Source organism: Mycobacterium sp. NGS27, assembly GCF_059813005.1.
Genome location: NZ_JCALDT010000007.1, coordinates 244,228 through 271,069, shown reverse-complemented (window position 1 = coordinate 271,069; position 26,842 = coordinate 244,228). Strand labels below are relative to the sequence as shown.

The 26,842-nt window shown below is 67.8% G+C and carries 26 protein-coding genes and 1 pseudogene; 22 read left to right on the top strand and 5 right to left on the bottom strand.

Features of this window, described 5'->3' with window-relative positions; translation table 11 throughout:
• The first annotated feature begins 467 nt into the window (after positions 1–467).
• The 11 genes from glmS to tsaD all read left to right on the top strand — a co-directional run bounded on the left by glmS (position 468) and on the right by tsaD (position 12,080).
• The gene (glmS, locus tag AC5Y30_RS20325) at positions 468–2,354 is read left to right on the top strand and encodes a glutamine--fructose-6-phosphate transaminase (isomerizing) (protein WP_499920602.1); all 1,887 of its coding nucleotides are present in this window, start codon (positions 468–470) and stop codon (positions 2,352–2,354) included.
• Positions 2,355–2,477: 123 nt separating this feature from the next.
• Complete coding sequence (locus tag AC5Y30_RS20320) at positions 2,478–3,392, top strand: DUF4436 domain-containing protein (protein ID WP_499920600.1); 915 nt, start codon at positions 2,478–2,480, stop codon at positions 3,390–3,392.
• Between the two features lie 104 nt (positions 3,393–3,496).
• On the top strand, positions 3,497–4,177 hold the full coding sequence (locus AC5Y30_RS20315; RefSeq protein ID WP_499920770.1) for a rhomboid-like protein: 681 nt from the start codon (positions 3,497–3,499) through the stop codon (positions 4,175–4,177).
• Positions 4,178–4,304: 127 nt separating this feature from the next.
• On the top strand, positions 4,305–5,744 hold the full coding sequence (locus tag AC5Y30_RS20310) for an NAD(P)H-hydrate dehydratase (RefSeq protein WP_499920599.1): 1,440 nt from the start codon (positions 4,305–4,307) through the stop codon (positions 5,742–5,744).
• Positions 5,745–5,788: 44 nt separating this feature from the next.
• Positions 5,789–7,153, top strand: coding sequence for a glutamate decarboxylase (gad, locus tag AC5Y30_RS20305; RefSeq protein WP_499920768.1), 1,365 nt, complete (start codon positions 5,789–5,791; stop codon positions 7,151–7,153).
• 50 nt (positions 7,154–7,203) lie between these two features.
• Positions 7,204–8,379 carry an alanine racemase gene (gene alr, locus AC5Y30_RS20300; protein WP_499920597.1) on the top strand — a complete coding sequence of 392 codons (1,176 nt, stop codon included), beginning with the start codon at positions 7,204–7,206 and terminating at the stop codon, positions 8,377–8,379.
• Between the two features lie 52 nt (positions 8,380–8,431).
• On the top strand, positions 8,432–9,481 hold the full coding sequence (locus AC5Y30_RS20295) for an alpha/beta fold hydrolase (RefSeq protein ID WP_499920596.1): 1,050 nt from the start codon (positions 8,432–8,434) through the stop codon (positions 9,479–9,481).
• Between the two features lie 46 nt (positions 9,482–9,527).
• Entirely contained in the window at positions 9,528–9,974 is a 447-nt protein-coding gene (gene tsaE, locus AC5Y30_RS20290) for a tRNA (adenosine(37)-N6)-threonylcarbamoyltransferase complex ATPase subunit type 1 TsaE (protein WP_499920766.1), read from the top strand.
• Entirely contained in the window at positions 9,971–10,594 is a 624-nt protein-coding gene (gene tsaB / locus AC5Y30_RS20285) for a tRNA (adenosine(37)-N6)-threonylcarbamoyltransferase complex dimerization subunit type 1 TsaB (RefSeq protein WP_499920594.1), read from the top strand. Before tsaE ends, tsaB begins: the two co-directional genes overlap by 4 nt.
• Positions 10,591–11,058, top strand: a complete 468-nt coding sequence (gene rimI / locus AC5Y30_RS20280) for a ribosomal protein S18-alanine N-acetyltransferase (protein ID WP_499920592.1) — start codon at positions 10,591–10,593, stop codon at positions 11,056–11,058. The genes tsaB and rimI overlap by 4 nt, the downstream gene beginning before the upstream one ends.
• Positions 11,055–12,080 (top strand): tRNA (adenosine(37)-N6)-threonylcarbamoyltransferase complex transferase subunit TsaD, encoded by a 1,026-nt coding sequence (gene tsaD / locus AC5Y30_RS20275; RefSeq protein WP_499920590.1) that lies wholly within the window; start codon positions 11,055–11,057, stop codon positions 12,078–12,080. The genes rimI and tsaD overlap by 4 nt, the downstream gene beginning before the upstream one ends.
• On the opposite strand, the gene AC5Y30_RS20270 is transcribed toward tsaD, so the two are convergent.
• A complete protein-coding gene (locus AC5Y30_RS20270; RefSeq protein WP_499920588.1) occupies positions 12,077–12,715 on the bottom strand; it encodes a C39 family peptidase in 639 nt (212 codons plus the stop codon). The two genes, tsaD and AC5Y30_RS20270, sit on opposite strands and share 4 nt — an antisense overlap.
• A gap of 273 nt (positions 12,716–12,988) precedes the next feature.
• Between AC5Y30_RS20270 and groES the strand changes: the two genes are divergently transcribed.
• From groES to AC5Y30_RS20255, 3 genes are all read left to right on the top strand, one after another.
• Positions 12,989–13,291 carry a co-chaperone GroES gene (gene groES / locus AC5Y30_RS20265; protein WP_067129444.1) on the top strand — a complete coding sequence of 101 codons (303 nt, stop codon included), beginning with the start codon at positions 12,989–12,991 and terminating at the stop codon, positions 13,289–13,291.
• Between the two features lie 136 nt (positions 13,292–13,427).
• Positions 13,428–15,044 (top strand): chaperonin GroEL, encoded by a 1,617-nt coding sequence (gene groL / locus AC5Y30_RS20260; RefSeq protein ID WP_499920586.1) that lies wholly within the window; start codon positions 13,428–13,430, stop codon positions 15,042–15,044.
• Between the two features lie 96 nt (positions 15,045–15,140).
• Positions 15,141–16,661: an adenylate/guanylate cyclase domain-containing protein gene (locus AC5Y30_RS20255; RefSeq protein ID WP_499920585.1), complete on the top strand. Its 1,521-nt coding sequence runs from the start codon at positions 15,141–15,143 to the stop codon at positions 16,659–16,661.
• 1 nt (position 16,662) lies between these two features.
• Here the strand turns inward: AC5Y30_RS20255 and AC5Y30_RS20250 are convergent, their stop codons facing one another.
• Positions 16,663–17,496 carry a mycofactocin-coupled SDR family oxidoreductase gene (locus tag AC5Y30_RS20250; protein ID WP_499920583.1) on the bottom strand — a complete coding sequence of 278 codons (834 nt, stop codon included), beginning with the start codon at positions 17,494–17,496 and terminating at the stop codon, positions 16,663–16,665.
• Positions 17,497–17,686: 190 nt separating this feature from the next.
• Between AC5Y30_RS20250 and AC5Y30_RS20245 the strand changes: the two are divergent.
• The 3 genes and pseudogenes from AC5Y30_RS20245 to AC5Y30_RS20235 all read left to right on the top strand — a co-directional run.
• Positions 17,687–17,923, top strand: a pseudogene (locus tag AC5Y30_RS20245) (nucleotidyl cyclase domain-containing protein); the annotation flags it as partial.
• 42 nt (positions 17,924–17,965) lie between these two features.
• On the top strand, positions 17,966–19,174 hold the full coding sequence (locus tag AC5Y30_RS20240; protein WP_499920581.1) for an FAD-dependent oxidoreductase: 1,209 nt from the start codon (positions 17,966–17,968) through the stop codon (positions 19,172–19,174).
• A 13-nt stretch (positions 19,175–19,187) separates the two neighbouring features.
• Positions 19,188–19,667 carry a Rid family hydrolase gene (locus AC5Y30_RS20235; RefSeq protein ID WP_499920580.1) on the top strand — a complete coding sequence of 160 codons (480 nt, stop codon included), beginning with the start codon at positions 19,188–19,190 and terminating at the stop codon, positions 19,665–19,667.
• Between the two features lie 93 nt (positions 19,668–19,760).
• Here AC5Y30_RS20235 and AC5Y30_RS20230 read toward each other — a convergent pair whose 3' ends face one another.
• Both AC5Y30_RS20230 and AC5Y30_RS20225 read right to left on the bottom strand, forming a co-directional pair.
• The gene (locus AC5Y30_RS20230; RefSeq protein WP_499920578.1) at positions 19,761–20,534 is read right to left on the bottom strand and encodes a superoxide dismutase family protein; all 774 of its coding nucleotides are present in this window, start codon (positions 20,532–20,534) and stop codon (positions 19,761–19,763) included.
• Between the two features lie 77 nt (positions 20,535–20,611).
• Positions 20,612–20,920 (bottom strand): WhiB family transcriptional regulator, encoded by a 309-nt coding sequence (locus AC5Y30_RS20225; protein WP_499920576.1) that lies wholly within the window; start codon positions 20,918–20,920, stop codon positions 20,612–20,614.
• 358 nt (positions 20,921–21,278) lie between these two features.
• Here AC5Y30_RS20225 and AC5Y30_RS20220 point away from each other — a divergent pair, with 358 nt between their 5' ends.
• The 3 genes from AC5Y30_RS20220 (at position 21,279) to AC5Y30_RS20210 (ending at position 23,532) form a co-directional block, all read left to right on the top strand.
• Positions 21,279–22,103, top strand: coding sequence for a hypothetical protein (locus AC5Y30_RS20220; RefSeq protein WP_499920574.1), 825 nt, complete (start codon positions 21,279–21,281; stop codon positions 22,101–22,103).
• A gap of 90 nt (positions 22,104–22,193) precedes the next feature.
• Positions 22,194–22,772, top strand: a complete 579-nt coding sequence (locus AC5Y30_RS20215) for a sigma-70 family RNA polymerase sigma factor (protein ID WP_499920572.1) — start codon at positions 22,194–22,196, stop codon at positions 22,770–22,772.
• Positions 22,759–23,532: an anti-sigma-D factor RsdA gene (locus AC5Y30_RS20210; protein ID WP_499920570.1), complete on the top strand. Its 774-nt coding sequence runs from the start codon at positions 22,759–22,761 to the stop codon at positions 23,530–23,532. Before AC5Y30_RS20215 ends, AC5Y30_RS20210 begins: the two co-directional genes overlap by 14 nt.
• Positions 23,533–23,536: 4 nt before the next feature.
• Here the strand turns inward: AC5Y30_RS20210 and AC5Y30_RS20205 are convergent, their stop codons facing one another.
• Complete coding sequence (locus AC5Y30_RS20205) at positions 23,537–23,950, bottom strand: DUF5319 domain-containing protein (RefSeq protein ID WP_007773416.1); 414 nt, start codon at positions 23,948–23,950, stop codon at positions 23,537–23,539.
• A gap of 160 nt (positions 23,951–24,110) precedes the next feature.
• Between AC5Y30_RS20205 and guaB the strand changes: the two genes are divergently transcribed.
• Together guaB and AC5Y30_RS20195 are read left to right on the top strand one after the other, a co-directional pair.
• A complete protein-coding gene (gene guaB, locus AC5Y30_RS20200; RefSeq protein ID WP_499920568.1) occupies positions 24,111–25,706 on the top strand; it encodes an IMP dehydrogenase in 1,596 nt (531 codons plus the stop codon).
• A gap of 7 nt (positions 25,707–25,713) precedes the next feature.
• Positions 25,714–26,841, top strand: coding sequence for a GuaB3 family IMP dehydrogenase-related protein (locus AC5Y30_RS20195; protein WP_499920566.1), 1,128 nt, complete (start codon positions 25,714–25,716; stop codon positions 26,839–26,841).
• The last annotated feature ends 1 nt before the right edge of the window (position 26,842 follow it).

Sequence of the window (26,842 nt, the reverse complement as noted above, 5' to 3'; positions counted from 1 at the left end):
CACAATGCGTGGTCCCAGGTAGCCAGAATATCCGACTCGTGCCTGACAAAAGCCTGACTGCAAATCGATGGCCCCGGTTCTGCCGCAGTCACGCTGCGTAATCGTGATCGGACGGGCTTGAAAGGCAGCTCGTCTTTCGGAGCCTTGAGGTTTTTCCGGTCTTTGCTGGCGTTTCAGATATTACCGCGGGATATCCCATTGGGTGTTGGTCGGAACGAAAACGTCGCAAATACATCAAGTGAATACGAATCCGCGTTTATGACGAGTGAGTGAATGGGCTCGGCGGATGGGTCCACGGCGTCCAGTTGGCGCTGTCCCAGTATCGGATCGCGGTCCAATTGGAGATCAGCGCGGCCCAGTTCATTGGCGGTAGGGATAGGTCACAGCGGGCCTTTCGCGCAGGTGGGCGGCCTAACCCTAACCGCGGAGTGCGGGGTTGGTGGTCCGCCTGCACTACCCTGTTCAGAATGTGCGGAATTGTCGGCTATGTCGGGCAGCAGCCCGCCTGTGAGGTCGTCATGTCCGCGCTGCGCCGGATGGAGTACCGCGGCTACGACTCGTCGGGCGTCGCCTTGGTCAACGGCGGCGGCCCGTCGGCGGGCACGCTGACGGTCAGCCGTCGTGCCGGCCGGCTGGCCAACCTGGAGGAGGCGATCGCCGAAATGCCGGCGTCGTCGCTGACCGGAACCACCGGCCTGGGCCACACCCGGTGGGCCACCCACGGACGACCCACCGACCGCAACGCCCACCCGCACCGCGACGCCGCCGGCAAGATCGCGGTGGTCCACAACGGCATCATCGAGAACTACGCCAACCTGCGCCACGAGCTGGAGGCCGAGGGCGTGGAGTTCGCCAGCGACACCGATACCGAGGTGGCGGTGCATCTGGTGTCGCAGGCCTACCGGCACGGCCCCACCGCGGGCGATTTCGCCGCCTCGGTGCTCGCGGTGCTGCGCCGCCTGGACGGCCACTTCACGTTGGTGTTCGCCAACGCTGACGACCCCGGCACCATCGTCGCCGCCCGCCGCTCCACCCCGCTGGTGATCGGCATCGGCGACGGCGAGATGTTCGTCGGCTCCGACGTGGCGGCCTTCATCCCGCACACCCGCAACGCCATCGAACTCGGGCAGGACCAGGCCGTGGTGATCACCGCCGACGGTTACCGGATCACCGACTTCGACGGCAACGACGACCTGGGACTCGGGGCATACCGCGAGTTCCACATCGACTGGGACCTGGCCGCCGCCGAAAAGGGTGGCTACGAGTACTTCATGCTCAAGGAGATCGCCGAGCAGCCGACCGCCGTGGCCGACACCCTGCTGGGGCACTTCGTCGACGGCCGGATCGTGCTCGACGAGCAGCGGCTGTCCGACCAGGAGCTCCGCGAGATCGACAAGGTGTTCGTGGTGGCCTGCGGCACCGCATATCACTCCGGCTTGCTGGCGAAGTACGCGATCGAGCACTGGACACGACTGCCGGTCGAGGTCGAGCTCGCCAGCGAATTCCGGTACCGCGACCCGGTTCTGGACCGCAGCACCCTGGTGGTCGCCATCTCGCAGTCCGGCGAGACCGCGGACACCCTCGAAGCGGTCCGGCACGCCAAGGAGCAGAAGGCCAAGGTCTTGGCGATCTGCAACACCAACGGCTCGCAGATACCCCGCGAGTGCGACGCCGTGCTCTACACCCGCGCCGGCCCGGAGATCGGGGTGGCCTCGACCAAGACGTTCCTGGCCCAGATCACCGCGAACTATCTGGTCGGTCTGGCGCTGGCGCAGGCCCGCGGCACCAAGTACCCCGACGAGGTGCAGCGCGAATACCACGAGCTGGAAGCGATGCCGGACCTCGTCGCGCGGGTCATCGCGACGATCAAGCCGGTGGCCGCCCTGGCGTATCAGTTCGCCCAGGCCCCGACGGTGCTGTTCCTGGGCCGCCACGTCGGATACCCGGTGGCGCTGGAGGGCGCGCTGAAACTCAAGGAATTGGCGTACATGCACGCCGAGGGATTTGCCGCCGGCGAGCTCAAGCACGGCCCCATCGCGCTGATTGAAGACGATCTGCCGGTCATCGTCATCATGCCGTCCCCCAAGGGCTCGGCCGTGCTGCACGCCAAGTTGTTGTCCAACATCCGCGAGATCCAGGCCCGCGGCGCGATCACCATTGTCATCGCCGAGGAAGGCGATGACACCGTGCGCCCCTACGCCGACCACCTGATCGAAATCCCTTCGGTGTCAACGCTTTTGCAGCCGCTGCTGTCGACGATCCCGCTGCAGGTGTTCGCCGCGTCGGTGGCCCAGGCCCGTGGCTACGACGTCGACAAGCCGCGAAACCTGGCCAAGTCCGTCACCGTCGAATAGGCGCGCCCAGCTCGCGTCGATACTTCGCCCGTATCACCGGCGGACACCCAGCCGATCCATTACATTGCCCTGGGGCAGCATTTGCGGCAGGCGGGTTGGGGTGAAGTCCGTACGGGAGGAAGTATGCGATCGGCCGGCACGAAATACGGCGTCGTGGGCCTTGTCGTTCTGATCCTCGCGGCATACGCGGTAGCGGTCGGGATGTATGCGCAAAGCGGTACCGGCCGGCGCCTGGATGTTGCCACGCCGACTGGCGACGGCGACAAGCCGTCGGCGACCATCAATGTCGAAGACATTCAGTCCAACAACAGCGTGCTCGCCGTCAATCTGGCGTTCAATCCCGGATCGGCGTTGCTGGACCCGAAAACCCACCACCTCAAGGACGATCTGAGCCTGCGCGTCAGGTCCGCCGCGATGCCTTCTCGGCACACCTGGACCAAGGGCATGCTGCCGGGCCTGATGGCCGTCCCGCTGACCATCGCCGGCCAGATCGAGCGGTGGCCCTTCGATCAATACCGCTCGGGGCCGATCGAAGTCGAGATCTTCTACGGCCCTGACACCGACCGGCAACCCGACCATGTGCCGGTCACCTTCGTCGATCACCTTTCGGGGTGGCGGCTATCCGCCACCAGGGCGCAGGCGGACGGCCCCTACCGACTGAACGTGCGGCGGTCGCTCAGTACCGCGGCGTTCGCCATCGTCATCCTCGGCGTGCTCATCACGATCGCCAGTCTTGCTCTGGTGGTAGCGGTTCAGACGGCCCGCGACCGGCGGCCGTTTCAGCCACCGATGACGACGTGGTACGCGGCCATGCTGTTCGCCGTGGTGCCCCTGCGCAACGCGCTACCCGGCTCGCCGCCATTCGGCAGCTGGGTCGACATCACCGTCGTCATCTGGGTGCTGGTCGCGTTGGCGGTCTCGATGATTCTCTACATCGGGTGCTGGTGGCGGCATTTGAAGCCGGTGCCCACCCCGGCGCCGGCGAGTCCGGCCCCGGCGCCGGACCCGGCGGATCCGGCTCCCGCGCCTGCGAAGTAGCCGATCGCGGGCGGCGTGTTGCCGCCGAAGTCGTCCGGCGCCCCGCCCCTCGTGCGAAGGTTGATGTCGTGGCGGCTCCATCGGTTCGCAGTCGAGTGCGCAGCATGACGCTGGTGGTCTGGCATTTCGTCATCACCGCGCCGCTGACCTACTGCTGGCTGCTGGTGCTGATGATCACGACGTTCATCCAGACCCATCTCACCGGCCGCGAGCTGCACTCCGTACTGCTGCACCGCTCCACCAACATTCACGAGTTGGGCAGCGACCCGCTCGGCGTCCTGTTCGCCAGCCTGCTGTGGATCGACGGCAAACACTTCGAGCCGTACCTGCTGCTGTTCACGCTGTTTCTCGCGCCGGCCGAACACTGGCTCGGCCAGCTCCGCTGGCTCACTGTGGGATTGAGCTCGCACATCCTTGCCACCTACATCAGCGAAGGCATCCTCTACTTTGCGATCGAGGACCACGACGCCCCGCAACGCCTGGTGCACGCCCGCGACATCGGGGTCAGCTATTTCCTTGTCGGCGTGATGGCCGTGCTGAGTTACCACATCGTCCGGCCTTGGCGCTGGGGATATCTCGGGGTGTTGTTCGTCATCTTCGGTTTCCCGCTGATCACCATGGGCAGCGAATTGAATTTCACCGCGATCGGGCACTTCACCTCGATCTTCATCGGCTTGTGCTTCTACCCGATGACTCGCACACGCTCGAAACGCAGCGGCCCGTTGAGTCCCGCGCGCCTGCGGGCCATGGCGCGCCGCAATGTGCCGCCGGAGACTTCGGCCTAATGCCGGCACCTGCCGGAACCCGAAAGACTGTGGGCGCCAGATTATTTCGAGATAGCGCCGGCCGCCGTCGGCGCCCGCGAACCGAGCGCGGCCGTCCACCGCGACCGCGACACGTAATCTGACTCTGATGCGCCATTACTACTCCGTAGACGCGATCCGGCAGGCCGAGGCGCCATTGCTGGCCAGCCTGCCCGACGGTGTGCTGATGCGGCGCGCGGCGTATGGGCTGGCCACCGAGATCATCGGCGAGTTGGCCGCCCGCACCGGCGGCGTCACCGGCCGACGGGTGTGTGCGGTCGTCGGCTCCGGAGACAACGGCGGTGACGCGTTGTGGGCGGCCACCTTTCTGCGCCGTCGCGGCGCGGCCGCCGACGCGATTCTGCTCAACCCCGAGCGCACCCACCGCAAAGGCCTGGCGGCGTTCCTGCGGGCCGGCGGGCGCATCGTCGAAAGCGTCTCGCCGACAACCGATCTCGTCATCGACGGCGTGGTGGGCATCTCCGGCTCCGGAGCGCTGCGACCCGCCGCGGCCGAGGTGTTCGCCGCCTTGGACAGGCCGGGCGACGCGAAAATCCCGGTGATCGCCGTCGACATCCCCAGCGGCATCGACGCCACGACCGGGGCGATCAGCGGTCCCGCGGTGCACGCCTGCCTGACCGTCACCTTCGGTGGGCTCAAACCCGTGCACGCACTCGCCGACTGCGGCCGCGTGGCACTGATCGACATCGGGCTGAGGCTGCCCGGTCCACCGAACGTCGCAGCGCTGGGGTTCGAGGCCGCCGACGTGGCCGCCCGCTGGCCGGTGCCCGGACCCCACGACGACAAATACACCCAGGGCGTCACCGGCGTGATGGCCGGCTCGTCGACCTATCCGGGCGCCGCCGTGCTGTGCACCGGCGCCGCCGTCGCGGCGACCTCCGGCATGGTCCGCTACGCCGGCAGCGCGCACCGCGAGGTGCTCGCGCACTGGCCCGAGGTCATCGCGTCGCCCACCCCCGCGTCGGCCGGACGGGTGCAGTCCTGGGTCGTCGGGCCGGGATTGGGCACCGACGACGTCGGCGCCGCGGCGCTGTGGTTCGCCCTCGAAACCGACCTGCCGGTGATCGTGGACGCCGACGGGCTGACCATCCTGGCGGCCCATCCCGAGCTGGTGGCCAACCGCACCGCGCCGACGGTGCTGACCCCGCACGCGGGTGAATTCGCCCGGCTGGCGGGTAACCCACCCGGTGATGACCGGGTGGGTGCGTGCCGCAAGCTGGCCGACGCGTTCGGCGCCACGGTATTGCTCAAGGGCAACGTCACGGTCATCGCCGATCCGGGCGGCCCGGTCTACCTCAATCCGGCCGGGCAGTCGTGGGCGTCCACCGCCGGCTCCGGTGACGTGTTGTCCGGCATGATCGGCGCGCTGCTGGCGTCAGGGTTGCCGCCGGCCGAGGCGGCCGCGGCCGCCGCCTTCGTGCACGCGCGGGCCGCGGCGCTGTCGGCCGCCGACCCGGGGCCCGGCGAGGCGCCCACCTCGGCATCGCGCATGGTTCCGCACATCCGAGCCGCCCTGGCCGCCCTGTAGGAGAGACCTTCAGAAAGGAATTCGTTGTGCCCCAACACCCTTCCATGCCCGCGCATTCCATCGCCCCGGCGTATACGGGCCGCCTGTTCACCGCGCCGGTACCGGCGCTGCGGATGCCGGACGAGTCGATGGACCCGGAGGCCGCGTACCGCTTCATCCACGACGAGCTGATGCTCGACGGCAGCTCGCGGCTGAACCTGGCCACGTTCGTCACCACCTGGATGGATCCGCAGGCCGGGCGGCTGATGGCAGAGACGTTCGACAAGAACATGATCGACAAGGACGAGTACCCGGCCACCGCGGCCATCGAGCAGCGCTGCGTGTGCATGGTGGCCGACCTGTTCCACGCCGACGGCCTGCGCGACGACGACCCGTCCAGCGCCTGCGGGGTGTCCACGATCGGCTCGAGCGAGGCGGTGATGCTGGGCGGGCTGGCGATGAAGTGGCGCTGGCGCGAGAAGGTCGGTAAGGACTGGAAGACGCGCACCCCGAACCTGGTGATGGGCTCCAACGTGCAGGTGGTCTGGGAGAAGTTCTGTCGCTACTTCGACGTCGAACCGCGCTACCTGCCGATGGAGGAGGGGCGCTATGTCATCACGCCCGAGCAGGTCACCGACGCTGTCGACGAGGACACCATCGGGGTGGTGGCGATCCTGGGCACCACCTACACCGGCGAGCTGGAGCCCATCGCCGAGATCTGCGCGGCCCTGGACAAGCTGGCCGCCGGTGGCGGGGTGGACGTCCCGGTTCACGTCGACGCCGCCAGCGGCGGGTTCGTGTTGCCCTTCCTGCACCCCGACCTGAAGTGGGACTTCCGGCTGCCCCGGGTGGTGTCGATCAACGTCAGCGGCCACAAGTACGGGCTGACCTATCCGGGCGTCGGGTTCGTGGTGTGGCGCAGCAAGGAGTACCTGCCCGAGGACCTGGTGTTCCACGTGAACTATCTGGGCGGCGACATGCCGACGTTCACGCTGAACTTCTCCCGGCCCGGCAATCAGGTGGTCGGCCAGTACTACAACTTCCTGCGGCTGGGCCGCGAGGGCTACACGCAGGTCATGCAGACGCTGTCGTCGACCGCGCGCTGGCTGGGTGAGCAGCTGCGCGTCGGCGAACACTGCGAGCTGATCTCCGACGGCTCGGCGATCCCGGTGGTCGCCTTCCGGCTGGCCCGCGGCCTCGGCTACACCGAGTTCGACGTCTCCCACGAGCTGCGCGGCTATGGCTGGCAGGTGCCGGCCTACACCATGCCGGACAACGCCACCGACATTTCGGTGTTGCGCATCGTGGTGCGCGAGGGGCTCTCCGCCGACCTGGCCCGGGCCCTGCACGACGACGCCCGCACCGCGCTGGCGTCGCTGGACAAGCTCAAGCCGGGTGGGCACTACAGCGCCGAGCACTTCGCGCACTAGGTTCTGCGCCGAACGTCGAGTTGTCGGGCCCGATTGCGGGGTCTGGGAGAATGGCGGCCGTGTCCGCTACGACGACATCCCTGACACCGGGCGTCCTCGCTGAGGCCCTGGTCGACCTGGGCGCGATTGAGCACAACGTGCGGCTGCTGTGCGAGCACGCGGGCGACGCGCAGGTGATGGCCGTGGTCAAGGCCGACGGCTACGGCCACGGAGCCCCCCAGACGGCGCGCGCAGCGCTGGCCGCGGGGGCCACCGAGTTGGGTGTCGCCACCGTCGCCGAGGGCCTGGCGCTGCGTGCGGCCGGAATCACCGCGCCGGTGCTGGCCTGGCTGCACCCGCCCGGCATCGACTTCGGCCCCGCACTGCTGGCCGACATACAGGTCGCCGTGTCGTCGGAGCGCCAACTCGACGAGCTGCTGGACGCGGCGCGCCGCACCGGCCGGACCGCGACCGTGACCGTCAAGGTCGACACCGGGCTGAACCGCAACGGGGTCCCCCCGGGGCAGTACCCCTCGATGCTGACCGCGCTGCGGAGGGCCGTCGCCGAGGAGGCCATCGTGCTGCGGGGGCTGATGTCTCACATGGTGTATGCCGACCAGCCCGCCAATCCGGTGAACAACCTTCAGGCCCAACGATTCAGCGACATGCTGGCCCAGGCGCGCGAGCAGGGGGTGCGGTTCGAGGTGGCGCACCTGTCGAACTCGTCGGCCACGATGTCGCGCCCGGACCTGGCGTTCGACATGGTGCGCCCCGGCATCGCGATATACGGGCTGAGTCCGGTGCCCGAGCGCGGTGACCTGGGTCTGGTGCCGGCGATGACGGTGAAATGCACTGTGGCCCTGGTGAAGTCGATCACTGCGGGGGAGAGCGTGTCGTATGGCCACACCTGGACCGCGCAGCGCGACACCAACCTCGCGCTGATTCCGGTCGGCTATGCCGACGGCGTCTTCCGGTCCCTGGGCGGTCGGCTGGAGGTGTTGATCAACGGCAAGCGGCGGCCGGGCGTCGGGCGGATCTGCATGGACCAGTTCGTCGTCGACCTCGGGCCGGGACGCGCCGACGTGGCCGAAGGCGACGAGGCGATCCTGTTCGGGCCGGGCGTCAAAGGTGAACCCACCGCGCAGGACTGGGCCGACCTGCTCGGCACCATCCACTACGAAGTGGTGACCAGCCCCCGCGGCCGGATCACCAGAACCTACCGCGAGGCGCGAACCGTTGAGTCCTGAAAAACCCCGCAGGCGCCGCAAGGGCAGGGCCTGGCTTGCGGGAGGTGCGGGGGTGACGGCCGTCGCCACCATCATCGGAGCCTCGGCCCGCCGGTCGATGACCCAGCGTGCCACCGTCGAAGACCCGTACGCCCATGAGGATTTCAACCGGCTCGAAGACGACACCAGCCTGGTGGTGACCACTCCCGACGGGGTACCGCTGGCGGTCCGCGAAGCCGGTCCGGCCGACGCACCGCTGACCCTGGTGTTCGTCCACGGATTCTGTTTGCAGATGGGCGCCTTTCACTTTCAGCGCACGCGGCTGCCCGATCAGTTGGGTCCCGACGTGCGGATGGTCTTCTACGATCAGCGCGGGCACGGCAGATCCGGCGAGGCCGATCCCGAGACCTACACGCTGACCCAACTCGGCAGGGACCTGCAAACCGTGCTGAACGTGGTGGCGCCGCGTGGAATGATCGTGCTGGTGGGCCACTCGATGGGCGGCATGACGGTGTTGTCGCATGCCCGCCAGTTCCCCGAGCAGTACGGGCGCCGAATCGTGGGCGCCGCGATAATTTCCTCGGCGGCAGAAGGCGTTTCGAGGTCACCACTCGGTGAGATACTCAAAAACCCTGCGCTGGAAGCGGTCCGCGTTGCCGCGCGGTCCGCACCGAAGCTGATGCACCGGGGCCGCAACGTGTCCCGGTCGTTGATCGGCCCGGTGCTGCGGGCCGCCTCCTACAGCGACCTGCAGGTCAGCCGGAGCCTGGACGCGTTCTCCCAGCGCATGATGAACAGCACCCCGATCCCCACCATGGTGGGCTTCCTGGACGCCTTGGAAAAGCATGACGAGACCGCCGGGCTGTGGACGCTGCTGCGCATCCCGACCCTCATCGCATGCGGCGACCACGACCTGCTCACCCCGGACGAGTATTCACGAAAAATGGCCGCCAGCCTGCCGCAGTCCGAGCTGGTCATCGTCGCCGGGGCCAGCCATCTGGCGCTGCTGGACAAGCCCGAAGCCATCAATGGCGGGCTGGTCCGATTGGTCAGGCGGGCCACCCCGGGCAAGGCGGTGCTGCGGATGCGACGGATGCGGGAAAGGTTGCGGCGCCGTGGCTGAAATCGACCGCGAGGGCGCCGCAACCCTGGAGCGCGTCGAGGACACCATGGCGCTGGGCTCACGACTCGGGCAACAGCTGCGGGCGGGCGACGTGGTGGTGCTCTCCGGTCCGCTCGGTGCGGGAAAGACCGTGCTGGCCAAGGGGATTGCCGCGGCACTGGATGTCGACGGGCCGGTCACCTCGCCGTCCTACGTGCTGGCGCGGGTGCATCCGCCGCGGCGCCGCGGCACCCCGACCATGATCCACGTCGACATGTACCGGTTGCTCGACCACACCGGCCCTGAGGGCGCCGGCCTGCTCGGCGAACTCGATTCACTGGACCTGGACAGCGATCTCGACGACGCCGTCGTCGTCGTGGAATGGGGTGAGGGCCTGGTCGAGCGGCTGGCCGAACGCCACCTCGACATCCGGCTCGAGCGCGTCACCCGATCCGATGTGCGGATCGCGACCTGGCGGTGGGCCGACAACGCCGACGATGACGGTGGATCATGAGCATCGTCCTCGCCCTCGACACCGCCACGCCGGCCGTGACGGCCGGCCTCGTGCGCCGTGAGGACCTGTGCGTGCTCGCCGAGCGCGTCACCGTCGACCCCCGGGCCCACGCGGAACGGCTCACCCCGAATGTCGTTGCGGCCCTGGACGATGCGGGACTGACGATGGCGGACCTGGATGCCGTCGTGGTGGGTTGTGGGCCGGGGCCTTTCACCGGTCTGCGGGCCGGGATGGCCACCGCCGCCGCCTACGGGCACGCGCTGAACATTCCGGTGCACGGTGTGTGCAGCCTGGACGCCATCGGCGTGCGTACCGCCGGGGACACGCTGGTGGTCACCGACGCCCGGCGGCGCGAGGTGTACTGGGCCCGCTATCGCGACGGTGTACGAACCCACGGACCCGCGGTCGATGCGGCGGCCGACGTCGACCCGGGTACCGCTGCGGCCGTCGCCGGCTCACCCGAACACGCCGGCCTGTTCGCTTTGCCGGTGTGCGAGCCGAGCTGCCCGACACCGGCCGGACTGGTTGCGGCGGTGGCCGATTGGTCCGTCGACCCGGAGCCGCTGGTGGCCCTGTATCTGCGTCGGCCCGACGCCAGACCGCTGGCGACGGGCCGATGACCGCCCACAGCGAAGCCGTGACCTTCGGCGGCCTGACCCGAGCCGACGCGCGGCGCTGCGCGGAGCTGGAGGCCCAGCTCTTCGACGGCGACGACCCCTGGCCCGCGGCGGCTTTCCACCGCGAATTGGCCAGTGCCCACAACCATTACGTGGCCGCACGGATCGGTGAGACGCTGATCGGTTATGCCGGCATCTCGCGGCTGGGCCGTACCCCTCCGTATGAGTACGAGGTGCACACCATCGGTGTGGATCCCGCATACCAAGGCCGGGGGATTGGTCGCCGGCTGCTCGAGGAGCTGCTGACCTTCGCCGACGGCGGCGCCGTTTACCTGGAAGTGCGCACCGACAACGAGGCGGCCATCGGGCTCTACACCAGCGTCGGGTTCGAGCAGATCGGCCTGCGCCGCCGCTACTACCGGGTCAGCGGCGCCGACGCGTACACGATGCGCAGGGAGGCCACATGACAACTATCCTCGCAATCGAAACCTCGTGCGACGAAACGGGAGTCGGCATCGCGCGGTTGGACGCCGACGGCACGGTGACGCTACTGGCCGACGAGGTGGCTTCCAGCGTCGACGAACACGTCCGCTTCGGCGGCGTGGTCCCCGAGATCGCCTCACGCGCGCACCTGGAGGCGCTGGGGCCCGCGATGCGCCGCGCGCTGTCGACCGCCGGCCTGGACAAGCCGGACGTCGTTGCGGCCACCATCGGGCCCGGACTGGCCGGCGCCCTACTGGTGGGAGTCGCTGCGGCCAAAGCGTATTCGGCTGCGTGGGGCGTGCCGTTCTACGCGGTGAATCACCTGGGTGGCCATCTGGCGGCCGACGTGTACGAGCACGGGCCGCTGCCCGAGTGTGTGGCGCTGCTGGTCTCCGGCGGCCACACCCATCTGTTGCATGTGCGTTCGCTCGGCGACCCGATCATCGAGCTGGGCAGCACCGTCGATGACGCCGCCGGCGAGGCCTACGACAAGGTGGCGCGGCTGCTCGGGCTGGGCTATCCGGGCGGCAGGGTCCTCGACGAGTTGGCGCGCGCCGGTGATCGCGACGCCATCGCCTTCCCGCGCGGCATGACCGGGCCCCGCGACGACCCGTACGCGTTCAGCTTCTCCGGGCTCAAGACGGCCGTGGCGCGCTACCTGGAAAGCCACCCGGACGCGGTGAACGCCGACATCGCCGCCGGGTTCCAGGAGGCCGTCGCGGACGTGCTGACCAAAAAGGCGGTGCGCGCGGCCACGGATCTCGGCGTCAAGACCCTGCTGATCGCCGGTGGGGTGGCCGCGAATTCGCGATTGCGCGAGCTGGCTGAGCAGCGCAGCGCGGCGGCCGGGCTGACCTTGCGGATCCCCAGGCCCAGGTTGTGCACCGACAACGGCGCGATGATCGCGTCCTTCGCCGCGCACCTGGTCGCCGCCGGGGCGCCGCAGTCACCGCTGGACGTGCCCAGTGATCCCGGTCTGCCGGTGGTAAAAGCGCAGGTGGCCTAGGCGACGATGAGCAGGTTGTTGCTCGTCGCCCAGGCCCGGGTGAAGGTGGCCAGGGGAATCAGCTCGTCGCGGCCGTTGGGTGTGCCGCTGTCGTTGAGGTGAACGACGTTGTTGCGGGTGTCGACGCCGGTGACGACGACGGCGTGGTCGGCGTTGGTCCGCTGTCCCTTTCCCTGCGGATAGTTCCAGATGGTTTCGGCGTTGATCGCCGCGATCACCTTGCGGCCGGCGGCCAGGTCCTGCTCCATTCCTTGCAAGGTGTTGCCCGTCGTCAGCTGGGATTGGACACCGTACTTGCTCAGCAGCAGCACCATGTCTTGCGGAGAGGTGCCGTCGAAGAAGTAGACGCCGCCGTGGTGGGCTTCGCTTCTGGTGAACACCCCGCGTAGCTCGATGCCGACCTGGCTGGGTTCTTTACCGGTGACCTGCCCGACCACGTCGGCAACGGCCATCAGGCCGCAGTCCTCGCCGATCTGATAGCGCCAGTAGGGCGCGGCGGCTTGCGGATTGCCGTACATCTGGCCGTTTGGGTCGGCGTGCGCCGCCCCGGTCAGCCCGGTACAGATAGACGAGAACGCCATGATGTTCGCTATTGCGATGGCGGCGCCGTTGGCACGCCGGATGCGCGAGTCCACGAATTGATTATTCACTTTGGTCCACGTGCGCAAGGTGACTCGCCGCGACTCTCACGGGAAGCAGCAGGGCGCCCTTGAGTGCTAGCACTCTCGTGTATAGAGTGCTAGGTGGCAATCGGCCAAACCCTGTGTCGGCACCCGCGACGACGGCGCTCGGGCACGGACGAATGCCGAACACCTGATAATTCGGCAGGGGCGGGTTCAACCCGTACCGGCCGTCAACTCCGGTCCGGGGACTCCCGGACCCGACCCAAACAGTGGAGGGCTCCAATCGTGGCGAAGGTGAATATCAAGCCACTCGAGGACAAGATTCTCGTGCAGGCCAACGAGGCCGAGACCACGACCGCGTCTGGTCTGGTCATTCCTGACACCGCCAAGGAGAAGCCGCAGGAAGGCACCGTCGTCGCAGTCGGCCCCGGCCGGTGGGACGACGACGGCGCAAAGCGCATCCCGCTGGACGTCTCGGAAGGCGACACCGTCATCTACAGCAAGTACGGCGGCACCGAGATCAAGTACGGCGGCGAGGAGTACCTGATCCTGTCGGCACGCGACGTGCTGGCTGTCGTCTCCAAGTAAGAACCGTGTTCCGCCCCGGCGATCCCCGCGTCCTGCGCGGGTGATTTCCGGGGCGGCATGCGTTTGGGGCTAGTGGCGATCGCAAGCGCGGCGAAGCCGGGCGAAGCGGGTCGCCACCATTCAAACAAGGAGCCTGATGAGCAAGATCATTGAGTACGACGAGACAGCGCGTCGCGCGATCGAGGCGGGCGTGAACACGCTCGCCGACGCGGTGCGGGTGACCCTCGGGCCGCGGGGCCGGCATGTGGTGCTGGCCAAGGCATTCGGCGGCCCGGCCGTCACCAACGACGGTGTGACCGTCGCGCGTGAGATCGACCTGGAGGACCCGTTCGAGAACCTGGGCGCCCAGCTGGTGAAGTCGGTGGCCACCAAGACGAACGACGTCGCCGGCGACGGCACCACGACCGCGACCGTGCTGGCCCAGGCGCTGGTCAAGGGCGGCTTGCGGCTGGTTGCGGCCGGCGCCAACCCCATCGAACTGGGCGTGGGAATCAGCAAGGCCGCGGACGCGGTGTCCGAGGCGCTGCTGGCGTCGGCCACCCCGGTCTCCGGCAAGGACGCCATCGCGCAGGTGGCGACCGTGTCGTCGCGCGACCAGCTGCTGGGTGAGCTGGTCGGCGAGGCGATGACCAAGGTCGGCGCGGACGGCGTGGTCAGCGTCGAAGAATCCTCGACGCTGAGCACCGAGCTCGAGTTCACCGAGGGTGTCGGCTTCGACAAGGGCTTCCTGTCGGCGTATTTCGTCACCGATTTCGACGCCCAGCAGGCCGTCCTGGACGACCCGTTGATCCTGTTGCACCAGGACAAGATCAGCTCGCTGCCCGACCTGCTGCCGATGCTGGAGAAGGTCGCCGAATCGGGCAAGCCGCTGCTGATCATCGCCGAGGACATCGAGGGCGAGGCGCTGGCGACGCTGGTCGTCAACTCGATCCGCAAGACTCTCAAGGCCGTCGCGGTCAAAGCGCCGTTCTTCGGCGACCGCCGCAAGGCGTTCCTGGAGGATCTGGCGGTGGTGACCGGCGGCCAGGTGATCAACCCCGACGCGGGCCTGCTGCTGCGTGAGGTCGGCACCGATGTGCTGGGCTCGGCCCGCCGCGTGGTGGTCAGCAAGGACGACACCGTCATCGTCGACGGCGGTGGCCCCAAGGATGCGGTGGCCAACCGCATCAAGCAGCTGCGCGCCGAGATCGAGGCGAGCGACTCCGACTGGGACCGCGAGAAGCTGCAGGAGCGGCTGGCCAAGCTGGCCGGCGGCGTGGCCGTCATCCAGGTGGGGGCCGCGACCGAAACCGCGCTCAAGGAGCGCAAGGAAAGCGTCGAGGATGCCGTCGCGGCCGCGAAAGCGGCTGTCGAGGAAGGCATTGTCGCCGGCGGTGGCTCGGCGCTGCTGCAGACCCGCAAGGCGCTGGAAGAGCTCCGCAAGTCGCTGAGCGGCGATCAGGCGCTGGGCGTCGACGTCTTCACCGAGGCGTTGGCGGCACCCCTGTACTGGATTGCCACCAACGCCGGGCTCGACGGCGCGGTCGCGGTGCACAAGGTGACCGAGCTGCCCAACGGGCACGGGCTGAACGCGGACAAGCTGACCTACGGCGACCTGATCGCCGATGGCGTCATCGACCCGGTGAAGGTCACCCGCTCGGCGGTGCTCAACGCGGCGTCGGTGGCCCGGATGGTCCTCACCACCGAAACGGTGGTCGTCGACAAGCCGGCCGAGGAGGCCGACCACGGCCACGGTCACCATCACCACCACTGAGTGAAAAGACAAGCGCTCCCGGCTCAAAAGGCCGGGGGCGCTTGTTTGTTCGCTGACTCCGCCCACGGGCCGCGGTTCAGCGTCTACGGTCGCCGCATGGACCGCATCTGGCAGTGGGCGTGGGATCGTTGCAAGGCGGGATACTCGTGGGCGGTCTACGCCGTCGGGGTCCCTTTGATGCTATGGACCTACCTGTTCTGGCTGTTGTTGATTGTTGCCGTGCAGGGATCCGATCGGTACGTCGAAGCGGCTGTTCTCGCCCTCATCGCCGCACCCGTGTCGTGGTATGTGGCCGTGCTTCCCGGCGTGGGGAGCGGGCGCCTCGTGGAGCGGTGGGCGACGGGACGCGATGTCGATCGGGCGACCGCATTGGACGCCACCTACGCCTGGGCCCGGGGGACGGTCGTTCGGGCTGTGGGGTTCAACGCTATGTGGACCGGGCTGTTATCCGTCGTTGTCGCCACCATTGCCGGGGCGACGAGGTCGCAATGCGTCCAATACGGGGTCCTGGGCGCTTTGATGGGGACGGCCGTTGTGATGAGTGGAGTGCACGGCACGGCCGAAGCAGCGGCTCGGCCGGTCAGAATGGCGATCGCCGGTGACACGGCGGTTGGTGACAACCTGCCGCGCTCTCGTCCGACTTTCGCCTTCTGGTCAAGCGTGGCCCTACTGGCGAGTTCGTTCCTGTTCGCCGTCGACGGCACCATGCTGCTGGCTGCAATCGGTTGGGCGCGTGAGCAACCGGTGCTCTTTGCGATCATCGGGTGCGCGTTGGTGATCGGCTTCGGGATGCCGATGACCGTCGGTGCCGCGCTCGCGCCATCGCTGCGGCCGATTCGCGACCTCGCCGAAGGGACGGAACGGGTGGCGGCCGGCGATTACGGTCGGCGTTTGCCGGTGGTTCAGGATGACGATTTGGGCGCCCTTGCCGCGTCGTTCAATCGGATGCAGGCGGGTTTGGCTGAGCGGCAACGGCTTCAGAGCGCGTTCGGGACGTATGTCGATCCGGCGTTGGCAGCGCGGCTGCTGCAGCAGGGCGACGACGTGTTCACCGGGGAGCGGCGGGAGGTGACGGTGATGTTCGTCGACATCCGCGACTTCACCCCGTTCGCTGAGGCGAATACCGCCGAGGACACGGTCGCGCGGCTTAATGCGTTGTTCGAGATTGTGGTGCCCGCTGTCGTCGACGCCGGTGGGCACGTGAACAAGTTTCTCGGCGACGGTGCGCTGGCCGTCTTCGGCGCCCCGAACGATCTCGCCGGTCATGCCGATGCGGCGGTGGGCGCTGCCGTCGGTATTCAGGGCTTGGTGGCCCAGCGTTTCGACGGTGCGCTTCGGATCGGCATCGGCATCAACACCGGCAAGGTGATTGCCGGAACCATCGGCGGCGGAAGCAAGCTGGAGTTCACCTTGATCGGTGACACCGTCAACGTCGCGGCCCGCGTGGAGCAGCTCACCAAGACCACCGGTGACACGATCCTGCTCACGCAGCAGACCGTCGATGCTTTGCTTTCTCGACCGCCCGGGCTCGTTGACAAGGGATTGCATGAACTGAAAGGCAAGTCCGCCGCTGTCCAGATCTTCGGACTCGAGTCGGCGCTCCGTTACCCGGACTGAATTACTTGACCGAGATTCCGCCGTCGACCGGCAGCGTGACTCCGGTGATGTAGCGGCCCGAGCGTCCACAGAGGTAAACCATCGCCTCGCTCACATCCGCGGCTTCGATGAGCTCGACGGGCAACGGCGCCTGCAACGCGGAAGCACCTTCGGGGTGCTCTGCCATCAATTGGGCAAAGGGTTCGTTGACGATCATCGGTGTTGCGACTCCGGTCGGATGTACCGTGTTGACCCGAATGTTCTTCTCCGCCAATGAGGTTGCATAATATCTCATCAGGCCGACCACGCCATGTTTGGCGGCCTGGTAGCCGGCCAAGCCGTGGCTCCGGCCGCTGAACGTCGGGCACAGGCTGTTCAACCCGGCAGTCGAGCTCGTGATCACAATGGCCCCGCCCTCGCCGTGGTCGAGCATCGCGGGCAGGGCGGCCTCGATCGTGTAGTACACGCCGTTGAGCAACACGTTCACCGAATCGACGTAGGCGGCAATGTCGTAGCGCTGTTCGCCGACCGCCGGGAGGATCCCGGCGTTGGCGAGTATGAAGTCGACTCTGCCCAACTCGGCCACGCCGTTGGCGACAGCGGACCTCAGGCTCCGGAAGTCCCGGACGTCGCCTTGCTCCGCGACGATTCGGCGACCGGTCTTTTCGACCAGGTTGATCGTCTCGTCGAGATCCTCGCGGGTCGTCATCGGGTAGGCGACGCTGTCGATCTGACCGCAGAGGTCGAACGCGATGATGTCCGCGCCCTCCTCTGCGAACCGAATCGCATGCGACCGTCCTTGTCCACGCGCGGCTCCGGTGATGAGCGCGACCTTGCCATCGAATTGGTTCGCCATGACGATTTCCCTCCGGGTGTGAACTGAGTATCCGCCGGAAGCCTGCTGTTCGGCTGGGTAGTCGACTACTCAACGCGGCCCGGGCGTTGGACTCCACCTATAGGTGGGCTCGTCGCACCATTCCCCGAGCGGTGGTGGGCACCGCTGCCTGGACCGCCAGGTTGTAGGTCGTCGTCGGTTTCATCGCCGGGGCGACGGATTGGCGTTCACCGTGATCGGTGACACGGTCAACGTCGCGGCCCGCGTGGAGCAGCTCACCAAGACCACCGGTGACACGATCCTGCTCACGCAGCAGACCGTCGATGCTTTGCTTTCTCGACCGCCCGGGCTCGTTGACAAGGGATTGCATGAACTGAAAGGCAAGTCCGCCGCTGTCACGATCTTCGGACTCGATTCAGCTGTTACTCCGGCCGATGGGGGTGAGTAGTCTGCTTTTGTATTCCACACTCCCACGAGGAATTTGAGAACCATGACGCAAGTGATGCAGACCCAGGTGTGCGTTGCCGGCGGCGGTCCCGCCGGCATGGTTCACGCCCTGCTGCTGGCGCGGGCCGGAATCCGGGTCGTCGTTCTGGAGAAGCACAACGACTTCCTGCGCGACTTCCGCGGCGACACCGTGCACCCGACAACCCTGCGGATCATGGACGAGCTGGGGTTCATCGACGAGTTCCTTCGGCTACCACACACCAAGATCGACCGCGTCGCCTTCGACACCGATGGCTCGATTCGCACCTTCGGCAACTTCAAAGTGCTCAAGCGGCTGGGATTCAGGCAGCCCTATATCGCCATGATGCCGCAGTGGGACTTTCTCGACTTCATCGCCGAAAAGGCCGCTGCCTACCCGGAATTCACCTTGGTCCGCAACGCAGAGGTCACCGACCTGGTATTCGACGGCGGCCGGGTGGCCGGGGTGCGCACGCCCGACCTGGAGGTGCGGGCGGATCTCGTCATCGCCGCGGACGGGCGCAAGTCCGCGGTGCGCGCGGTGGCGGGGCTGCAGACCGCGGCGGCGCACTCCCCGATGGACGTCCTGTGGTTCCGGCTGAAATGGCGCCCCGACGACCCGGAGGAACTGTTCGCGGTGCTGCGTAAAGGCCTGATGATGGCCATGATCTACCGGGGCGATTACTGGCAGATCGCCTATCTGATGCCGAAGGGATCGAGCCCGCGCGATGGATCCCTGGAGGAGTTCAAGGAGCGGATCGTCATCGCGCAGCCGCGGCTGCGTGAGCACGTCAACGACCTGAGCTCGTGGGACGACACCAGCGAGCTCGACGTGCGGGTGGACCGGCTCGAGACGTGGTGGCGCACCGGGTTGCTGTGCATCGGCGATGCCGCGCACGCCATGTCGCCGGCCGGCGGCGTCGGCATCAACCTCGCCGTCGCCGATGCGGTCGCCGCGGCCAACATTTTGTGCGCCCCGCTTCGCGGTGGTCGGCTGACCGACAACGATCTCGCCAAGGTACAACGGCGGCGCGAACTGCCCACCCGTATCGTTCAGGGCTTCCAGGTGCTGATGCAAGACAACGCGATCGCGCCGAATTTGAGCGGTGACCTTTCCCCGATCCGCATACCCAAGATCGTGGGTTTCGGCCCGCTGCAAGCTATTCCGCCGATCTTGGTCGGGCGCGGTTTCCGTCCCGAGCATGTCCGCACCCCGGACGTGCACGCGCGGTAACGCGTCGCGCCCCTTGGATTCCGGTGAAGCGCCGCCTGCGCCGCCGCCCGCGACGAAGATGGGCCACATGGATAGGCCGATATTCTCTGTCACTGCTGGCTATGGCGATCATCAGCTGCGGAACTTCCACTATTCACAGGCCGTTCGATACGGCGACCGGATAGAGACCGCCGGTCAAGGAGGTTGGGACGAGGGCTGGCACTACCCCGAGTCAGTTCGCGAGGAAGTCATTGCGGCCTTCGACAATGTCGAACGGACTTTGGCGACGGCCGGAGCCTCCTGGCGCGACGTGGTGCACGTGCACTCGTATCACGTGCCGGACGCAGACGGCCAGATTGGGCGCGAGCACTTGGATACCATGGTCGAACAGTTCCGTCGACGCATGGGCGACCGTGCGCCCCCCCTGTGGACATGCATCGGTGTCGCCGCTTTGGCGGGTCCGCAGATGCGCGTCGAGATTCAAGTCACCGCCGTCGAGGCATCGCCCAAGTGACCGCGGCCGTCGAGACCGACGCCGACTAGGCGGTTGCGAAACACCCCCGTTCCCTTGCGGATCGGGGGTGCCTCTTTCATGGTGGCTTGAGTGTCAGCGCCCGGGCGGATAGTACTGCGGGGTCGTCACCGTCGTCGTCGGCGTGGACGTCGTGGTCGGGGTGCTGGTGACAGTGACGGTGCTGGTGCTGGTGCTGGTCGACGCCGGTGGCACGACGGTGGTGGTGGTGCTCGTCGTCACGCTGGTGGTCGACGTCGACGTCGACGTCGTTGTCGTCGCGGACGGCGCCGCAATCACACCGCAGGCCAGGCGCTTGCCCGATTCACCCGTGGGGGCGGTAGTGCCCAGATTGTCCGCGGTCTGGTGGATGATCAGCGCGGTGCCCGAGCCGTTCCTCAGGTCGGCGGAGGTGAACGCGTTACTGGTGGTGACCAGTTTCGCCGAGCCGTCGGATCGCACCTGCAACGCGGTCAGGTCGCCGCTGGCGGGATAACCCGTGTGATCGGCCGCCTGGTACACGCTTCCGGCGGAGTCGAAGTCGCCCGTCGAGCTCCCGTTGGGCGCAGCCGAATTGGCCTCGCACTTGCCCACCGCGTGGATTTGCAGGCCGTGGAAGCCGGGGCTGAGCACCTGGTTGGGGCCGGCTTCTACCGTCACCGTCGCGTAGCCGTTGGCAAATTCGAAGGTGGCGTTTGCGACCGGACTTCCGCCGGCGGTCTTCAGTTGGGTGGTCAGCCTCTCCGCGCCGGAAGTCGGACTGGTCAGCGGTGAGGTGTTGGGCTGACTGCCTTGCTGATTCGCGCATGCGGCTAACGGTGCGACGGTCGCGGTGAGCGCCGCGACCGCAAAACATGCGGCCTTGTTCATTTGCGGTGCCTACCCGCATTGGCCTGCCCCGAAACGGCGCAACCGGCTGGCGATGCCCTGCGGGATGCGAGCGTTGCTCAGGCGCTGCGGGGGATGGCGCGCCCGCGCCCGATGTCGCCCTTGAGCAACATGTCGCGTTCGGACTCCGACAGGCCACCCCAAACCCCGTAGGGCTCACCGACTTCGAGGGCGTGCGAGCGGCACTCCTGGATCACCGGGCACTGCCGACACATTTCCTTGGCGCGCTGCTCGCGTTGCATGCGGGCCCGGCCACGCTCTCCGTCGGGGTGGAAGAACATCGATGAGTCAACGCCGCGGCACACGCCCTGCAGTTGCCAATTCCAGATGTCGGCGTTGGGTCCAGGTAGCTGTTCCGGCTGTGGCATTGGTTCGTTCCCTCTCTGCACCGTCCGCTCGAGGTCAGGCTCGTGAAAGCGATTGATGCAACTTAAATTAAGTGGAGTGGGGTCACCGATGACTTCCCGTCATCCGTAGACGTTAGGGGCCGCGGTGAATTTCCGTCAATAGCCAGTTAGCCGGACAAAGTATGTGCCCGTTGGAGCAAAATTTACTTTGCGTTCATCTCCATTGAAAATGCGAAACGGGGGCCGTGCTACCAGGCAGTTGGCGGAAACGCGATTTCCCAGCTCAGCCCGCGGACGAGGGATAAGACAAATTTATCCATGGGCTATAGTGATTAACGGATCGGTAACATGAAGACCACAAACTGTTTACTACATCATTGTGATTGAAACTCGTCACACTTACTTGATTGGGCGGCAGTTGGCCGACGCCGCCTTCGGCGACCGGCCCGATAGCTGGCCGCTGCCCTCGGCGACGACCCCGGCTCAGCTGTGGCTGCGCGCCGTCGCGGCCGGGGGGCAGGGACGGTACGGCGCCGCATTCCGCGACCTCGCGACGCTGCGGCGCAGCGGACCGGCCGGGCGGCTGGTGTCGTTGGGCATGAGCACGCAGGGGTCGTTTTTGCGCCAACTCGGTTGGCACGCCCTGGCCCGCGGCTGGGACGGCCGCGCCCTCGCGCTGGCCGCCGGAGATCCCGAGGCGTGCGCCGACGCCCTCATCGGGCTGGCCGCAGACGCATTGGGCGTCGGGCGCTTCGCGGCCGCCGAGACGCTGCTGGCGCGCGCCGAGCCGCTGCTGGCATCGACCGACTCTGCGGTGCCCGACCGGCTGCCGGTGCGTCGACGATGGGTGGCCGCCGAGCTCGCGATGGCACGCGGCGACGGCGACGCCGCCGTCCGCCTTGCCGGCGAGGGGGTGAAGCTCGCGGCGGGCATGGCCGTCGCGTCGCCGCGGCACCGGGTGAAAAGCGATGTGGTGCTCGCCGCCGCGCTGTGCTGCGCGGGCGATCTCGAGCGCGCCCGCACGGTCGCCGACGCCGCGCTGCAGACCACCGAGCGGTTGGGGCTGCTGCCGCTTCGTTGGGCGCTGGCTTGCTTGCTGATCGATATCGAAAGTGTCACGTTTCCAACACATCAGCTGCACGAAATCCGCGATGTCTGCGCAGGCCAGGTGCGGCGCGCCGGAGGGACGTGGCGTTCCGCTTGAAACGGCTCTCCGCCCGTTATCGTCATTTCGTAAGTTAGCCCGGTTGGGCCGCGATGTGTCCGCTTCGTAACGTTGGAGAGATCACCGTCGATGACAATTCCAGCAGGGGAACGTCTCGACGCCGTGGTCGCCCAGGCCGTCACCGGAGACCACAACGCATTGAGGGAGGTGCTGGAGACCATCCGTCCGATCGTCGTCCGATATTGCCGAGCGCGTGTCGGCACGGTCGATCGGGGTGGGCTGTCAGCGGATGACGTGGCACAGGAGGTGTGCTTGGCGACTATCACGGCACTGCCGCGTTATCGCGATCGCGGACGCCCCTTCCTGGCCTTCCTCTATGGCATCGCGGCCCACAAGGTCGCCGATGCGCACCGGGCCGCCGGACGCGATCTGGCCTATCCCACCGACACGATTCCCGAGCGGTGGTCGAACGACGCGGGACCCGAACAGCTTGCGATCGAAAACGATTCGGCGAGCCGGATGAGCGAAATGCTCGAGATCCTGCCCGCCAAGCAGCGCGAAATCCTGATCCTGCGTGTCGTCGTCGGGTTGTCCGCAGAGGAGACCGCCGCCGCGGTCGGCAGTACAACCGGGGCGGTCCGAGTTGCCCAGCACCGCGCTCTGTCGCGGTTGAAGTCCGAGATGATCGCGGCAGGTGACTGTGCCTGAATCCCTGGATGAATTCGCCCGCACCGACCTGCTGCTCGATGCGCTCGCGCAGCGCCGGCCGGTGGATGTCGAGGACCCCGACGTCGAGGTGCTGACCTCGTTGCTGGAGGACTGGCGCGACAACCTGAGGTGGCCGCCGGCCAGTGCGCTGGTGACGCCCGAAGAGGCGGTGAACGCGTTGCGGACCGGACTGGCCGAGCGCCCGCGGGGCCATCGTGGCCTGGCCGTCATCGGGTCGGTCGCCGCGGCGCTGATAGTGCTCAGTGGGTTCGGCGCCATGGTGGTCGAGGCCCGCCCCGGCGGCACCCTGTACGGGTTGCACGCGATGTTCTTCGACGAACCCCAGGTACACGGAAGTCAAGAGATGCTCGCCGCCAAGGCCGACCTGGCGAAGGTCCAGGAATCGATCGACCGGGGGCAGTGGGAGCAGGCCAAGAATCAGCTGACCGAGGTGAGCAGCCTGGTGCAGTCGATCGACGACCCGGCCAGCAAACAAGACCTGACGAACCAGCTGAAGCTGTTGAACGCCAAGGTCGATGCGCGCGACCCGAACGCCACGCTGCCGGTCGCCTCGCCTCCCGCGGCGCCACCCGGGCCGGCCACCGCGATTCCGGCGGCGCCGCCCGCCGCCTCGGTCGCACCGACGAAAGTGGCTACGCCCGCGCCGCTCAGCCCGCCGAGCGTGCCGCCGAGTCCAAGCAAGCATCACCATCACGGGCAGACGCCACCCCCGGTGGCGCCGCTAAGCCCGAATCAGTGAGTGATCAGTGCCGGCGGTGGAAACCGTCGGCGTCGGACGTCGCCTCGTTGAGCGACGCGTCCGCGTAGCCCCGGCAGTAATCCCACGTGACGTAGGCATCCGGCTCGGGATCGTAGGCGGGCTCGTGCGGACGCACGGTCCCGTCGATCAGCAGCTGCAGCAGGTTCGCGCGCAGCATGTCCCAGTCGTGGTAGTGATCTTGCTGACATTCGTCGCAGCAGACCACGAGTCCGCGAATGCCCTTGTGCGCCAGCAGTGCCTCGTACACGGCCAGATCGGCGAGGTCGGCCTCGACGGCCATCCGCTCCTGTTGATCCAGGGGCTGGCCCGGCTCGACGGCTTCCAGCGCAGCCGACGGATCACAAGGGTCGTCGGCGAAGGGGTCGGGCGGCAAACCCGGTGGGAGGTGGTCGCGCACGCCCCTAGCCTACGCAGCCCGCCGGGGATAACGCCAGCAGGGAGCCCACGCGCCATTCCCGTCGTTTGGTGCGGGCGGCGCGCCCGAGCAAGCCGACTACCGCGGGAGGCGAGCCGATAGGATGGGCCTCTCACTCCGCATCGTTTGGAGGGCGCAGGAGATGACCCGTGGCACGTCCCACCTGGAAGACAGTTCCGACCTCGTCGGCAGTGCTTATGTGCGGGTAGGTGGCCTGGTCGATGACCCGGTGCCCACCGGAGGCGACAATCCGCACAAGATCGCCATGCTCGGGCTGACGTTCGACGACGTGCTGTTGCTGCCCGCGGCTTCTGACGTGGTCCCCGCGACCGCGGACACTTCCAGCCAGCTCACCAAGAAGATCAGGCTCAAGGTGCCGCTGGTGAGTTCGGCGATGGACACCGTCACCGAGTCGCGGATGGCGATCGCGATGGCCCGGGCCGGCGGCATGGGTGTGCTGCATCGCAACCTGCCGGTCGCCGAACAGGCCGGCCAGGTCGAGATGGTCAAACGGTCGGAGGCCGGCATGGTCACCGATCCCGTCACCTGCCGCCCCGACAACACCCTGGCCCAGGTCGACGCGATGTGCGCGCGGTTCCGGATCTCCGGGTTGCCGGTGGTCGACGAGTCTGGAGCGCTCGTCGGCATCATCACCAACCGCGACATGCGGTTCGAGGTCGACCAGACCAAGAAGGTCGCCGAGGTGATGACGAAGGCCCCGCTGATCACCGCGCAGGAGGGCGTGTCCGCCGACGCGGCCCTGGGCCTGTTGCGACGCCACAAGATCGAGAAGCTGCCGATCGTCGACGGCCACGGCCGGTTGACCGGTCTGATCACCGTCAAGGATTTCGTCAAGACCGAGCAACACCCGCTGGCCACCAAGGACAGTGACGGCAGGCTGCTGGTGGGCGCCGCCGTCGGCGTCGGCGGCGACGCCTGGGTGCGCGCGATGATGCTGGTCGACGCGGGTGTCGACGTACTGATCGTGGACACCGCGCACGCGCACAACCGGCTGGTGCTCGACATGGTCGGCAAGCTCAAGGCCGAGGTGGGCGAGAAGGTCGAGGTGATCGGCGGCAACGTCGCGACCCGCTCGGCGGCCGCGGCCCTGGTCGCCGCCGGGGCCGACGCGGTGAAGGTGGGCGTCGGGCCGGGCTCGATCTGCACCACCCGGGTGGTGGCCGGCGTCGGCGCACCACAAATCACGGCGATTCTGGAGGCGGTCGCGGCCTGCGGCCCGGCGGGCGTGCCGGTGATCGCCGACGGCGGCCTGCAGTACTCAGGCGACATCGCCAAGGCACTGGCCGCCGGGGCGTCGACGGCCATGCTTGGCTCGCTGTTGGCGGGCACCGCCGAGGCCCCCGGCGAGCTGATCTTCGTCAACGGCAAGCAGTTCAAGAGCTATCGGGGGATGGGGTCGCTGGGCGCCATGGCCGGCCGCGGCTCGGGCACCGGAAAGTCGTACTCCAAGGACCGCTACTTCGCCGACGATGCGCTCTCCGAAGACAAGCTGGTGCCGGAGGGAATCGAGGGCCGGGTGCCCTTCCGCGGCCCGCTGTCCTCGGTGATCCACCAGCTGACCGGCGGGCTGCGCGCGGCGATGGGCTACACCGGCTCGGCGAGCATCGAGGCGCTGCAACAGGCGCAGTTCGTCCGGATCACGGCGGCGGGCTTGCGGGAAAGCCACCCGCACGACGTCGCCATGACCGTCGAAGCCCCCAACTACTACGCACGCTGAGGCCCACATGGTCGAGATCGGGATGGGCCGCGTCGCCCGTCGCAGTTATGAACTGAGCGAAATCAGCATCGTGGCGTCCCGGCGCACCCGCTCGTCGCAGGACGTGTCGACGGCCTGGCAGCTGGACGCCTACCGGTTCGAGATCCCGGTGTTGGCCCATCCGACCGACGCGCTGGTGTCGCCGGAGTTCGCGATCGAGCTCGGCAAACTCGGCGGCCTGGGCGTGCTCAACGGCGAGGGACTGATCGGGCGGCACGCCGACGTCGAGGCCAAGATCGCGCAGCTGGTCGAGGCCGCCAGCAAGGAGCCCGAACCCTCGGCGGCGATCCGGCTGCTGCAGGAATTCCACTCCGCGCCAATCAACCCGGACCTGCTGGGCGCCGCGGTCGCCCGGATCCGGGAGGCGGGGGTCACCACCGCGGTGCGGGTCAGCCCGCAGAATGCGCAGGCGCTCACGCCGGTGCTGGTGCAGGCCGGCATCGACCTGCTGGTCATCCAGGGCACCATCGTCTCGGCCGAAAGGGTGGCCAGCGACGGCGAACCGCTGAACCTCAAGACCTTCATCTCCGAGCTCGACGTCCCGGTGGTCGCCGGCGGGGTGCAAGACCACCGCACCGCGCTGCACCTGATGCGCACCGGCGCCGCGGGCGTCATCGTCGGCTACGGCGCCACCAGGGGAGTGACCACCAGCGACGAGGTGCTGGGCATCAGCGTGCCGATGGCCACCGCGATCGCCGACGCCGCCGCCGCGCGGCGCGAGTACCTCGACGAGACCGGCGGCCGCTACGTGCACGTGCTGGCCGACGGCGACATCCACACCTCGGGCGAGCTGGCGAAGGCGATCGCCTGCGGGGCCGACGCGGTGGTGCTCGGCACGCCACTCGCCGAGTCGGCCGAGGCGCTGGGCGAGGGATGGTTCTGGCCGGCCGCCGCGGCGCACCCGTCGCTGCCGCGCGGGGCGCTGCTGCAGATCGCGGTCGGCGAGCGCCCGTCGCTGCGGCAGGTGCTCAACGGCCCCTCCGACGACCCGTTCGGCAGCCTCAACCTGGTCGGTGGGCTGCGCCGGTCGATGGCCAAGGCCGGCTATTGCGACCTCAAGGAGTTCCAGAAGGTCGGCCTGACCGTCGGTAGCTGAC